The organism is Paraburkholderia solisilvae (assembly GCF_902859875.1).
Classification (GTDB): Bacteria; Pseudomonadota; Gammaproteobacteria; order Burkholderiales; family Burkholderiaceae; genus Paraburkholderia; species Paraburkholderia solisilvae.
Genome location: NZ_CADIKF010000016.1, coordinates 46883 through 59850, shown reverse-complemented (window position 1 = coordinate 59850; position 12968 = coordinate 46883). Strand labels below are relative to the sequence as shown.

Here is a 12968-nt window from a genome sequence, read left to right as displayed (position 1 = left end):
CCGCCGCCCTACGTCTGCCGCGCAACAACCATCGATACCGGTTCAAAGACCCGCGGGGAGCGGCTGGCCGAGCCACTTCCGCGCAATGCCTTCGAGCGTGCCGTCCTGTTTGGCATGCGCGATCGCGTCGTCGACCTTTGCAAGCAGCGCCGGTTCGTTCTTGTTCAAGCCAACGAAGCAAGGCGAGCTCTTGATGACGAACTTCATCTCTGGCCGGCGCGGCGGATTCTTCGCGAGAATCGCGGCGGCCACCACGTTACCCGCCGCGACCAGGTCGACCTGGCCCGACAGGAACGCCTGAATCGTGGCGTTGTTGTCTTCGAAGCGGCGAATGTTGGCCTTCGGCGCCATTTGCGTAAGCGCGATTTCCTCCAGGGCGCCACGCGTCGCGCCCACCGTCAGACCAGGCGTCAGGTCGGCGGCGCTTGTCACCTTCACGCTCGCGGGCCCAAACACGCCCTGGAAGTACGGCGCATAGGCCGTCGAATAGTCGATCACCTTCTCGCGCTCGGGTGTCTTGCCGAGCGACGAGATCACGAGGTCGACCTTGCTGGTTTGCAGATACGGAATGCGGTTCGCGCTATTCACCGGAACGAGCTGCAGCTTCACCTTGAGCGACTTCGCGATCAGCGCGGCCATATCGATGTCGTATCCGCGCGGCTGCATGTCGGGGCCGATCGAGCCGAAAGGCGGGTAGTCCTCCGGCACGGCCACGCGCAGCGTGCCGCTTTGCATGATTGCGCTAAGCGCATCGGCATAGGCGGGCGTGGCGTTCAACAGAAGCGTTGGGATAACGACAGCGAAGGAGATAGCTGCAAGCCAGAGGCGGCGGATGCGGTTCATTGTTCTGAATTCCAAGGGAGGTTGCGGACGGCACGCAGCATGCCGTCGCGATGCGTGGCGGTCCGATGCGCCGGAGCGCCGCGGAGCCTTGGAGCAATAAGCGCGCCAAGCGTGACGAGACTCGCGCGCCGGCGCCTGGACGGCAGTGCAACACGATCAGCTCATGCCGGATGATGCGGATAGGCCTCCCGCCGCGCCCTGCCAGGGAGGGCTAACGACGCACCAGTTTCGCGCATGCACCAATAGGGCGCGATCTACGCAGCATTAACTTTTAACGCGACATACGCGATCGACAGCGGAGAGCGGTCCGTATAGAAGCGCCTGCCGGCCATCGCGCGCGCGAGTCGATTCCTTAATGCCGCTGTGAAGTTAAAACAGCGCAGCCTACTTTATGCAGTTCTCCATAGTCCGGAAACTACGGCGCGTGTCCTGTCCAATCGGAGAATTGTCATGCCAGTTGCGATCTTTGCGTTAGCGATAGGCGCTTTCGCTATCTGCACCAGCGAGTTCGTCATCATGGGGTTGCTGCTCGATGTCGCTCGCGACCTCCATATTTCCATCCCCAATGCGGGATTTCTCGTGACGGGCTATGCGATGGGCGTGGTGATCGGCGCGCCGTTGCTGACGCCGTTCCTCGCGCGCCTCCCACGTAAGCCAGTCCTGATCGGCTTGATGGTGCTATTTGCGATCGGCAATATTGCGTGCGCGCTGGCTCCGAACTACGAGCTGCTCTTGCTGGCCCGTCTGGTGACAGCCCTCGCACAGGCAACATTCTTCGGTCTCGGCGCGGTGGTGGCGGCGAGTCTCGTGGCTCCGGACAGGCAAGCGAGCGCAATTTCGACGATGTTCCTCGGCGCGACCGTCGCCAACATTCTCGGCGCGCCTGCGGGAACCGCAATCGGTCAATGGTTCGGCTGGCGCACGACCTTCATCGCGGTCACGGCGATCGGCATCCTCGCGGCGCTCGCCATCCTCGCGCTGGTGCCGCATCTCAAGCGTCCGGAGGATCACCACTTTGGCAGGGAGCTGCGCACGCTGACGCAGCCCGGCACCCTGCGCGCGCTGCTCATCACCGTGCTGGGGTTCGGCGGCACGTTCACCGCGTTCACCTATATCGCGCCGATGCTCACCGAAGTGACCGGCATGAGCGCCAAGGTGGTCGCACCATTATTGCTGCTCTTCGGGCTCGGCATGACGGTTGGCAATCCGGTCGGCGGACGGCTTGCCGACCGCAACCTGATGGGTGCGTTGCGCTTGACGCTCGGCGCGTTGATCGGCGTGCTGGCGCTCATCGGCCTGCTGATGCATAGCCCGATTGCGATGGTCGTGCTGATATTCCTGTTCGGCGCGGCGATGTTCGCGACGATCGCGCCATTGCAGATGAACGTGATGACCTACGCGAAGGATGCCCCGGTGCTGGCGTCGGCGTTCAATATTGCCGCGTTCAATCTCGGCAATGCAGGCGGAGCCTGGCTGGGCGGCGTAGCGATCGACCACGGCGTCGGTTTGTCCAGTCTGCCGTGGGTCGCCGCCATTGTGAGCGTTGCTGGATTGCTGCTTTCGTTCACCGTGCGCCGTGAAGCGCTGACGCCGACCGCCGTTTCATTGAAGAGCTGAAGTCTTCCTGCTGAACGCTGCCCCGCCCGCTTGCCGGCGGGGCAGTGTTCGTTCCGGTGGGAGACCGGTTCCGCGAACCGGTAAATGGTTGCACGTCATATCGGCATCGGGTGAATGGCATTATCTGAACAGCTGTTTCAACAATTGATGTTCTAAAAAAAATTTCGGGACGGTAGACTTAATCCGTTGTTCTAAAAAATCAAATTAAATCAACGGAGCGTTCAATGAAAATTGTCTACGTAGTGAACAACCGGTTTATCCAGTTTGCGGAAAAGCATGATGCAGTATTCACCGTAAGCAGCTTCACGGACATGATCTCAAAGGAATCGCTCACGAAACGGCTCAATGTGGTGCCGGGTCAGGGAGTGGACATCGCCGAGTTAAACATGCTGATCACACGTTACGCGGAAACGCCGGCAATGATCGATGTAACGTTAGGGGCGAAACGTCCCAAGGCCAGCTATTTCGATGCGCACAAGCACAAATCCCGCAATATTGTCGTAAGTCTCGCAGAGAAAATCACCGATCAGGAATTCGTGATGGATCTGTATTTCGACGGCGACAACGAATTCTTCGACGATCACATGTCGGGTCAACATATCCAGGGCATGGGCATCACCGAGGCGGCACGCCAGGCATTTCTCGCGGTTACCGAACAGTTCTTCCTGCCGGACAAGAAGCGCCACTATTTCGTCATTCACCGGATGGAAACGGAATTCAAGGCCTTCGTGTTCCCGATCGATGCGTACGCCCGCTATTTCGTGCTGTCCGACAAGCGCAGCGAAAAGGGCAATGTATCGATCGAAGCGCGCATCGAGATCTGGCAGGCCGGATCGCTGTGCGCGGTTTGCCAGGTCTCCTTCACCGCATTCGAGTTGTCGTGGATCAACGGACGCGAGCACGCGGCAGCGACGGGCGTGCTCGCCGCCCGTACCGAGCAATTGACGCAGACTCAACTGGTAGCCTGAGCCATGAACGCGATCCGTGAAGCGTCGGGAACCGCCCGTCTGGCGGCTTTCGATGTCGACGAGACAATCCTGTCGATCAAAGGATTGTTCAGCTTTGCTGACTACTTTTTCTCCGGCCGGCCGGATGCGAGCGGGCGCGTGAACGGCGAACCGTTCGCCGCGTGGTTCGCGTCGCTACGCGCGAGCGGCGCCACGGTCTCGCGCGAGCAGGTGAATCGCGAGTTCTACCGGGCCTTCGCCGGCTACGAAGCGAGCTTTGTGCAACATTGCGCGTACGACTGGTTCGACCAGCTCCTGCGCAGCCGCGAGTCAATCCTGATTGAGCCCGCGCTGGCAGCAATCGACGCATATCGGGCGAATCACATACCGGTCGCCTTGCTGACCGGCTCCGCCCGGCTTTTCCTTGCGCCGCTCGCACAGCTGCTCGACGCGACCTACGTTCTTTCGATCGAACTCGAAATCGATGCGGCCGGCCGTCTAACCGGCGAGCTTTTGCCGCCCCAGACGATCGGCGAGGGCAAATGGGTGGCCCTCTGTGCATTGCTGGAAGAGCTGGGAATCGACCCGGGCGAATGCGTCGGCTACGGCGATCATCTGTCGGATCTGCCATTTCTCGCCCGGCTCGGCCACGCTGTCGTCGTGGCCGGCGACGAAGCGCTTGAAAAAATCGCGATCGAGCGAGGCTGGCCGATTCTGCCGCGCGTGCGCGTCGCCCCACCTCGCGCCTGGCTCGCCGGGCGTGTTCCCTAATCGATATCCCGACGAGGTTCTGTTTTCCTGATGAATGCTCCCATTTCAGCCCCCGACACTTTTGACATCACTGTCGAAGGAATCACGCACGACGTCTATCGTCACGACGTGTCCCGACAGGACGGAATACGCGCGCGCATACTGATGTTCCCGGACTTCGACGGCGCCGCGTCAAGCGGCGCTGCACGGCTCGCACACGCGTATAGCCGCACCTGCGGCGCGGAAGTCCTGTTGACCGACCTGTACGGCAAAGTCGACAAACCCGACGGCTACGATCAACGTGCCGACTCGGTCATCCGGCACGCCCACTCGCATCCGCTCGAAACGCGGCGGCGACTCGTCAGCATGGCCGCCGCACTGGCCGACCAATGGCGTGCGCGGGGGCCGCTCATTACGCTCGGCTTCTGTTTTGGCGGAACGCTCGCATTCGAACTGGCGCGCGCGGACCGCTCGATCAGTTCGGCCATTTCGATTCACGGCGACCCGTCGACCGAGGCGCCGATCAGCATGGGCTCGACAAATGCCGAATTCACGATGATTCAAGGCAGCCGCGATCCATTGATTCCGACAGAGTCGATCTCGTCATACACCCGGGAATGCGACGACGCTCAGGCGCGCTGGCAGTTGATCGTGCTCGGACATGCGCGCCACAGCTTCACGAAGAAGGAAATGGCGGGCAGCAACTGGGCGATGCGCTACGACGCGCACGCTGACGAGATGGCGCGCGCACATGCTGCGGCAATTGTCGGCCTGCACGTGAGCAGGCACGAGTGAGCGCGCGATTGCCCGCGGTCGACGCTACGCGGCGGGGAAATCCAGTACATCGGACGGCAGCGGAAGCTCGTCGAGCCTCGCCTCGGGCGGCCAGGTTTCCAGCACGAAGTTGACGAAGTGGCGGACCTTCAGCGGCATCCGCGAATCGCGCTGGTAGACCAGATGCATCGGGCGTTTCGGCATGCGCTCGTTTTCGAATAAGCGTACGAGCGAACCGTTTCGCAGATCGTCGGCGACCAGCAGCTCCGGCTGCATCAGGATGCCGGCACCGGCCAACGCAGCCATGCGCAACGCGGGGCCGTGGTTGACCGTCAGCCTCCCGCCAATCTGGACCGCGCGCCCTTCCCCATCCGCGTCATAAAACCGCCACTCGCTGGTGCGTCGATGAAACCCGAAGGACAGGCATTCATGTTCGATCAATTCATCCGGATGCCGCGGTATGCCGCGCCGTGCCAGATAGGACGGCGCCGCGCACACCACCATCCGGTACGGAACGAGCTGACGGGCAATCAGATTCGACGCGGGCAAGTGGCCGATCCGCACCGCGACGTCGAAGCCCTCATTGACCAGTTCAACCACGCGGTCCGACAGGGTGAGTTCCACCTGCACATTGGGCGTGCGTTCGAGAAACTGCGAAATGGCGGGCGCGAGACATTGGGAACCGAATGATACTGGCGCTGTTACGCGCAGCACGCCGCGTGCGACCACCATCATTTCGCGCGCCTCGGTTTCCGCCATATCCATCTGGGACAGGATGCTGACGCATTGCTCGTAATAAGCGCGCCCGACCTCGGTCAGGCTTTGCTGCCGCGTCGTGCGGTTAAGCAGACGCGCGCCGAGATGGGCTTCCAGAGCGCGAATGTGATTGCCGACCATCGCCGCGGAAATACCCGCCACGTCGGCAGCGGCGGCGAAGCCGCCGTTATCCACGACGCGTACGAACACCGACATGCTGGTAAATCTATCCATTCTGGTCTCCCGGCGATAATCCCACGCGCTTCATCTTTTCACATGCCGGTTGGATATTAATAATTTCATCCCCAAAAGAGAGAACGAAATATTTCTAAATCCTTTCAATCAGGGATTCTGCAGCGATACTGTTTTCTATAACTATTGACAAACACTGTATCAAAAAACCCGGCACTGACAAAATCAACCCAACAATTAATTCCGGCATTAAGACTGGCGAACAGAAAGAACCGCTATCCGGATTGAATTCCCAGCCGACAGTCCGGTTAATCGCACTCAATGCCGGCCCGCTTGCATCGATACATGTCACCCGGAGAGCAGGCCATGAAAAGAACCGCACACGCCTTGACGGAACTGAAACGCTGGATCGCCGCGGGTCTCACTGGCGGCTCACTGCTCATCGCCGGCTCGGCAGGCGCCGCTCAGAATGCGCCGGACTCCGGCGCGGCGCGCACGAAGCCCGTCACCAACATCGTGCTGGTCCACGGAGCGTTCGTCGATGCATCGAGCTGGACACAGGTGATCGAAATTCTGCAGGACAAGGGCTACACGGTGTCGGCCGTGCAAAACCCGCTCACCTCGCTGCACGACGACGAAGTGGCCGTACGCCGCGTACTGGAGCGGCAGAACGGACCGACCGTGCTGGTCGGCTATTCGTGGGCCGGCATGCCGATCACCGAGGTAGGCGCCGATCCGAAAATCACCGCGCTGGTGTATGTCGCGGCATTGGCGCCCGAAGTCGGCGAATCGGTCCACGATCTGCAGAAGCACAGTGCGGCCCAAGCGGGGATGCCGGGGCTCAAGGCCGTGATTGAAGACAAGTACGGCAACTATCTGATGGACCCGGCCGGCTACCGGCAGGCACTCGCGCACGATACGCCGGAGCGGATTACGCGTGTGATGGCCGCGACCCAGTTGCCGATGTCGATTGACGCATTCGACGACAAGGTCGCCGTCGCGGCCTGGCATACCAAACCTTCGTGGTATGCGGTGTCGACCCATGATCAGATCGTCCCCCCGGACCTGCAGGAGTGGATGGCCAGACGCATCAACGCGCATATCGTTCGGATTCCTTCAGGGCATGCGTCGATCCTGTCGCACCCCGACACCGTGGCGGCCATGATCGAAGATGCCGCGCTACATAGCGGGTCGGCCACTGCGAAGTAACGCGCTTTAGCACTTCTCGTTTGGCGTACTCGTCGGAATGCCGCGCTGCGCAGCAGCGGGGGCCGTTGCGCGCGTGCGTTCCGTTATTTCCTTACCACCACGACTCGGGATTCGACATGGATCTGCAATTGAATGGATTGAATGCAGTAGTCACCGGCGGCACCGCCGGTATTGGGCTGGCGATCGTTTCGACGCTCGCGCAGGAAGGCGCCGATGTCTGGTTCTGCTCGCGCTCGGCGGACCGCGTCGCCGCAGTCGAGGCCGCGCTGTCCGGCAAACCCGGCAGGGTGCGCGGCTCGGTGGTCGATGTCAGCGTGCCCGGCAAGCTGGCCGAATGGATTGCAACGCTCGACGCAATCGACATTTTCGTGCCAAACGTCAGTGCAATCTCGAGCGACTGGGACGCGTCGATCGACACCGATTTGCGCGCGACTATTGCGGGCGTCGAAGCGGTGCTGCCACACCTCGCACGCTCATCGCATGGCGCCATCACCTATATCGGTTCGAAAGCCAGCACCTTCGCAACGCCGGGCTTCGAAGCCTACGGCAGCGTAAAAGCCGCTCTCGCGCATTACATGAAGTCGCTGTCGCGCAAGCTGGTCGCCGACGGCATCCGCGTCAACGTGGTCGCGCCGGGCGACACCTATGTGGAAGGCGGCTTCTGGAGCCACATCAAGCGCAACGCACCCGACGTGTACGACGCCACTGTCCAGGCGAATCCGCTCGGCCGGTTGTGCACGCCGGAGGAAATCGGCCGCGTGGTGGCGTTCGTTTCCAGCCCCGCTGCGAGCTTTATCGCCGGCTCGAATCTGCTGGTGGACGGCGCGGCGACCGTGCACGTGCACGGCTGATCGATCTGCCCGAGCCGCTCGACCACACCGTATAGACGCACGCGCAGAGGACGTCATGCTGGAACGAGTTCGCCCGTTTGGAGAGAACGTCGAGTCACCCGCTGTCAGGGCCATCGAGCGTTCCTTGCAACACGCCGCTGCGCCCCGCCCTGCTTCGACCGGGGATGCAGAGCGGCGCACCCATCTGCACTGGGATTGGGACGCCTATCGCTACTTCGTCGTGCTCGCCCGTTGCGGCGTGATGCGGCGCGCGGCCGAGGAACTTGCGGTGAGCGTCGCGACCTTGAGCCGCCGCATCGAACAACTGGAGAGCGCACTGGGCCTGTGCCTGTTTCAGCGTAAGCCGCACGGCATCGTGCTGACGCAGGCGGGCCGACAGATCCTCGAAAACTGCGAACACATTAGCGATGCATTCGAGGTGCTCGAGCAAAGCATGAAAGGCGGCGCGACCGCGGTGATGGATCACGTCGACGTATCGGTGGACTCGATGCTGGCCAGGCTGCTGTTGCCCGCATTGCCGCCGTTCCTCGCGGCCAACGCCGGCATCACGGTGAATCTCACGACTTGCTGCACGAACCGCCAGGACACCGGCGACGCAGACCTGACCTTCGGCTTCATGCGGCCCGAGCGCGGCCGTCGCCGGATTCGCCGGCTCGCGGATCTGACCATGTCGATGGCCGTGCCGGCCGCCTGTCGCGAGGCCGAGCGTTCGGCGCTGCCCATCTGGACGTTTTCGAACGGCGTCTGGCTGGGCCGCCAGCAAAGCAGCGCAGGCGCGACGGCGCTGAGAATTTCGCACCTGGAAGACGTGGCCAGCCTGGTGCGCGACGGATTTGGCGGGGCGATGTTGCCGGATTACCTGATCGACAGCCATACGGATCTCGCGCGATTCGATCCGCCCGGCATGGCGGTCAGCACCCTGATCCTGCCGGTGTGGATGTCGCTTGACGAAACGGCAAGCCGTTCAAGCGCGGTGCGTTCGGTCGCATCGATCTGCAGCGACATGATCCAGTCACGCATCCCGTTCGTGTCGATCGGCGAATACTCATCCGACCATTTGCCGCAAGCGGGCGACGCACCGCTCGAACCGGGTCAGGAAGGTCGCCATGCCTGATTCGCGACAGCAGATCGAAGGCGGGGCCTGGCTCAAGGCATGCGCCGCGTATGCGCCGTCCACACGCGTGACGATCGACGAGGCGATCCGCCAGGGCTGGTACGGCGACGCGGAACATGCGAAGGATCAGTACCTGTCGGTCGCGGTGGAGCGCGAATGGTGGCCGGCCGAGATGGCGTTGGCGACCGCGCGCACCGCACTTCAGACGGCCGGCGCGGACGGCGGCAGCGTCGATCAGCTTGCCTATGCGTCCATTCACCGGCATGGCAACGCGCGACTGTGGCAGCCAGCGGCTTATTTGCAGAGCGCATTGGGTGCGCCGCAAGCGCTTGCGTTTTCGCTGTCGCACGGCTGCAACGGCATGTTCGTCGCGGCCAGGCTGGCCCTCGCCACACTGCGCGGCGACCCGGGGCGCCACACGCTAGTGGTTGGCGCGGATCGCTTCGGTACTTCGTCGTTCGACCGGTGGCGCGGTGATTACGGCGTGCTGTACGGCGATGCGGCCGCCGCCGCCGTGTTCGGCAGTACGCCCGGCTTCGCCCGTGTGCTGCATCTGTCGATCGCGGGCGTGCCTGAACTGGAAGGCATGCATCGTCACATCGCCGCGCATGTCGAGTACGCGGATGACTCGACGCATGCACAACTGGAATTCGGCGTACGCGCCAGCAAGAAGGCGTTCATGGAGCGCTATGGCCGCGAGCGCTTTTTCGAAGCGATCGGCGCGGCGCTCTCGCGTCTGCGCGACGACGTGCTCGAACGCTTCGCGCTGCATGCACAGCCGGCCGACTGGCTCATCACGCCGCATCTCGGCGAAACGATCTCGGCGCCGCTATACGTCGGAATGTTCAGCGAGTTTGCGAGGCAGAGCTTTGCTGAATATGGACAACGTATCGGTCACACCGGCACTGCGGATCAGTTCGTATCGCTCGCGGCTCTCGCGCGAAGCGGCCGGCTCGAAAATGGACAGCGCGTGCTGCTCATCGGTTCCGGTGCGGGCTTCAGTTGCGGCTTGATGCTACTCGACATTCACGACGTTTCGCGCGCGACGCAGTGCGACGAAATTGACTCAATCCTTTCGGATATCGAACGATGAGCGACATTCTCGTGGTGGGCGCGGGGCCCGTGGGCCTGATGGCCGCCGCGTTCCTTCAGCGCCTCGGCGTCGGTTGCGACATTGTCGACCCGAAGCCGGGTGCGGTGATCGAATCGCGGGCGCTCGGCATTCATGCTCGCACGCTGGAATTCCTGCATTTTCTCGGGCTCGACGAACAGTTCATCCGGGCCGGGCGGGCAACGCGCTATATGCGCTTTCACCGTCCGGAGCGCGAACTGTTCGCGCTCGACTTCGACGTTTTGCGCGACCAGACGGACTATCCGTATTATCTGATCCTGCCGCAGTCGAGGACTGAAGCCCTGCTGATCCAGCATCTGGAATCGCAGGGACTCACGCCCGAATGGGGCATCAGTCTGGCGTCGCTCGAACACGATTCGGACGGCGTCGACGTCACGTTGCACGATGCGGCCGGCGACGCGCACACGCGCCGTTATCGCTACGTGATCGGCGCTGACGGCGCGAATAGCGCGGTACGCGGTGCGCTCGGCATCGCGTTCTCAGGCGCGACCTACCCAGCCCAATTCCTGCTCGCCGAAGTCGAAATCGACGAGCAGCGACTCGCGACTGACAGCACCCACGTGTTTATCGGCGAACGTACAACGGTCGCGGTCATACCGCAACCGGGGCGGCAGTTCCGGATCGTCGGTCCCGATTTCACGCAGGCGGATGCGCACGCTGCGAATCCCGACTTCAAACAGTTTCAGGATTTCCTCGGCGGTCATCACCTGTTCGATGGCTGGTCGTTCCATTCGCCGAGCCGGGTGACGAGCTACCGGATGCATAAGCGGGTGGCGGATCGCTTCCGCCACGGACGCGTGTTTCTCGCGGGCGACGCCGCCCACATCCACTCCCCGGCCGGCGGCCAGGGCATGAATACCGGCATGCACGATGCGGTCAACCTCGCGTGGAAACTCGCGCTTGTGCTGGGTCACGGCGCCGGGCCGGCGCTTCTCGACTCCTACGAGGAGGAGCGCCACAAGACCGCAAACGAAGTGGTCGCATCAACCGATAAAGCCATGCTGATGGTCACGCGGCCACGCTTGCTGACCCGGTTGCTGATGTTTGCGCTCGGCCCAATCGTGTTTCGCCTGCATCAGCCCGCGGGCGCGCTCGCAGCCATGGCGCAGTTGAGGCTGAGCTATCGAAATTCGAAATTTGGCCGCAGCGCGCCCGGCGCGTTGCAAGCCGGCGACCGGATGCCGCGCCTCGCGGTGGGCCGGCTGCAAACGACAATGGACGCCTTCCGCGGCGGCCGGTTCGTGCTGTTTCTCACCGGGGAAGCCAGCGAGTCGAGCGCAGCGCTCGCCACCGCGCGCCTGCTGTCCCGGCGTCTGCCGCTTACCTGCTGGGCGGTCTGCGCCGACCGCGATTTTCACGCCGCCCCATCCGCCGATGTGGATTACTTCCCCGACAGCGGTGCGATGCACGCGAAGCTGCGCGGCCTGACCGCGGTGCTATGCCGTCCGGACGGCTACGTGCTCGCGACCGATATTGCGATCTCGCTACCGAATGCACTTGCGGCAACCGAGGCGGTGCTGGGCGCATCCGCGCCGATCGTCGAACGCACTGCGCACGAGGACATGACGTCTGCGCATCGCACGACGTGAATCAATCGAAATACAGAGACGACCGATGAAACAGTCCAGCAAGCCTTTCAGCGCGCGCCGCAAGACCACCGTAGCCGCAACCGTCGTCATGACGGCCGCGGTGCTCGGCGCGAGCGTTCAGTTCCTCGACCGCCCAGGCGCGGCAAAAGCGAGCGAGCCCGCGGCGCTGACCGAAATCGATGCCGCGCCGGTGCTTCAGAAAAACATCGTCGCGTGGCAAAGCTACTCCGGACGCCTGGAGGCGGTTGAGCGGGTCGACGTGAAGCCGCTCGTGGCAGGCACGATTGTCGCCGTGCATTTCAGAGACGGGGCGCTCGTCAGAAAAGGCGACCCGCTCTTCACGATCGACCCGCGCCCGTATGCAGCCGAGGTCGACCGGGCGCAAGCGCAGCTCGCCGCCGCCCAGGCCCGCAGCGACAATGCCGCCACGGACGCTGCCCGTGCGCAGCGTCTGATCGACGACAACGCAATTGCGCGGCGCGACTTCGATCTGAAACAGAATGCGGCGCACGAGGCCGCGGCGGATCTGCGCAGTGCGCGCGCGGCGCTCGAATCGGCGCGCATCAAGCTGTCCTACACGCAGATCGCCGCGCCGGTATCGGGCCGCGTGTCGCGAGCCGAGCTGACGGTGGGCAACATCGTATCAGCCGGCGCGAACGCGCCGCTGCTCACGACGCTTGTTTCCACGTCGCCGATTTACGCATCGTTCGATGTCGACGAGAAGACCTACCTTCGTTACCTCGGCCGGGCAGGACACGCAGATGTACCCGCGCGGCTCGGCCTCGCCGACGAGAGCGGCTTTTCATACACGGGCAGCGTCGCGTCGGTCGACAACCAGCTCGATCCGCAGTCCGGCACGATCCGCGTCCGCGCCCGATTCGACAACGCCGATGGCACGCTGGTGCCGGGCCTGTTCGCGCGCGTGAAGATCGGTGGCGATACGCCTCACGACACTCTGCTGATTCCCGACGAAGCGATCAGCACCGACCAGGATAAAAAGTTCGTGCTGGTCGTCAGCTCGCAAAACCGCCTCGAATATCGCGAAATCGTGCCTGGCGACCTGGCTGACGATGGCCTGCGCGTCGTCACGCGCGGCCTCTCCAAAGGCGAACGCATCGTTGTCGCCGGCATGCAGCGCGTGCGCCCGGGCGACCAGGTTCGGATTCGTCCTGTCTCCATTGGTGGCTAGCCCGT

At 63.0% G+C, this 12968-nt stretch carries 12 protein-coding genes; 10 read left to right on the top strand and 2 right to left on the bottom strand.

Annotated elements, in window-relative coordinates:
* Nucleotides 1-42: 42 nt before the first annotated feature.
* Nucleotides 43-843, bottom strand: coding sequence for a transporter substrate-binding domain-containing protein (locus HV675_RS12185; protein WP_175111167.1), 801 nt, complete (start codon nt 841-843; stop codon nt 43-45).
* Between the two features lie 363 nt (nt 844-1206).
* On the opposite strand from HV675_RS12185, the gene HV675_RS12180 reads away from it, so the two are divergent.
* The 4 genes from HV675_RS12180 (at nt 1207) to HV675_RS12165 (ending at nt 4952) form a co-directional block, all read left to right on the top strand.
* Entirely contained in the window at nt 1207-2460 is a 1254-nt protein-coding gene (locus tag HV675_RS12180) for an MFS transporter (protein ID WP_246270206.1), read from the top strand.
* 224 nt (nt 2461-2684) lie between these two features.
* Entirely contained in the window at nt 2685-3428 is a 744-nt protein-coding gene (locus HV675_RS12175; protein WP_175111166.1) for an AfsA-related hotdog domain-containing protein, read from the top strand.
* A gap of 3 nt (nt 3429-3431) precedes the next feature.
* Nucleotides 3432-4178 (top strand): HAD family hydrolase, encoded by a 747-nt coding sequence (locus HV675_RS12170; RefSeq protein ID WP_175111165.1) that lies wholly within the window; start codon nt 3432-3434, stop codon nt 4176-4178.
* A gap of 30 nt (nt 4179-4208) precedes the next feature.
* The gene (locus tag HV675_RS12165) at nt 4209-4952 is read left to right on the top strand and encodes a dienelactone hydrolase family protein (protein WP_175111164.1); all 744 of its coding nucleotides are present in this window, start codon (nt 4209-4211) and stop codon (nt 4950-4952) included.
* Nucleotides 4953-4976: 24 nt separating this feature from the next.
* Here HV675_RS12165 and HV675_RS12160 read toward each other — a convergent pair whose 3' ends face one another.
* Nucleotides 4977-5921 carry a LysR family transcriptional regulator gene (locus tag HV675_RS12160; RefSeq protein WP_175111163.1) on the bottom strand — a complete coding sequence of 315 codons (945 nt, stop codon included), beginning with the start codon at nt 5919-5921 and terminating at the stop codon, nt 4977-4979.
* Between the two features lie 324 nt (nt 5922-6245).
* Here HV675_RS12160 and HV675_RS12155 point away from each other — a divergent pair, with 324 nt between their 5' ends.
* The 6 genes from HV675_RS12155 (at nt 6246) to HV675_RS12130 (ending at nt 12963) form a co-directional block, all read left to right on the top strand.
* Nucleotides 6246-7088 carry an alpha/beta fold hydrolase gene (locus HV675_RS12155; RefSeq protein WP_175111162.1) on the top strand — a complete coding sequence of 281 codons (843 nt, stop codon included), beginning with the start codon at nt 6246-6248 and terminating at the stop codon, nt 7086-7088.
* Between the two features lie 116 nt (nt 7089-7204).
* Nucleotides 7205-7939 carry an SDR family NAD(P)-dependent oxidoreductase gene (locus tag HV675_RS12150; protein ID WP_175111161.1) on the top strand — a complete coding sequence of 245 codons (735 nt, stop codon included), beginning with the start codon at nt 7205-7207 and terminating at the stop codon, nt 7937-7939.
* Between the two features lie 124 nt (nt 7940-8063).
* Nucleotides 8064-9053 (top strand): LysR family transcriptional regulator, encoded by a 990-nt coding sequence (locus HV675_RS12145; protein ID WP_175111160.1) that lies wholly within the window; start codon nt 8064-8066, stop codon nt 9051-9053.
* Nucleotides 9046-10146: a ketoacyl-ACP synthase III family protein gene (locus HV675_RS12140; RefSeq protein WP_175111159.1), complete on the top strand. Its 1101-nt coding sequence runs from the start codon at nt 9046-9048 to the stop codon at nt 10144-10146. The genes HV675_RS12145 and HV675_RS12140 overlap by 8 nt, the downstream gene beginning before the upstream one ends.
* On the top strand, nt 10143-11774 hold the full coding sequence (locus HV675_RS12135; protein ID WP_175111158.1) for an FAD-dependent monooxygenase: 1632 nt from the start codon (nt 10143-10145) through the stop codon (nt 11772-11774). The genes HV675_RS12140 and HV675_RS12135 overlap by 4 nt, the downstream gene beginning before the upstream one ends.
* 25 nt (nt 11775-11799) lie before the next feature.
* A complete protein-coding gene (locus tag HV675_RS12130; protein ID WP_175111157.1) occupies nt 11800-12963 on the top strand; it encodes an efflux RND transporter periplasmic adaptor subunit in 1164 nt (387 codons plus the stop codon).
* Nucleotides 12964-12968: the final 5 nt, after the last annotated feature.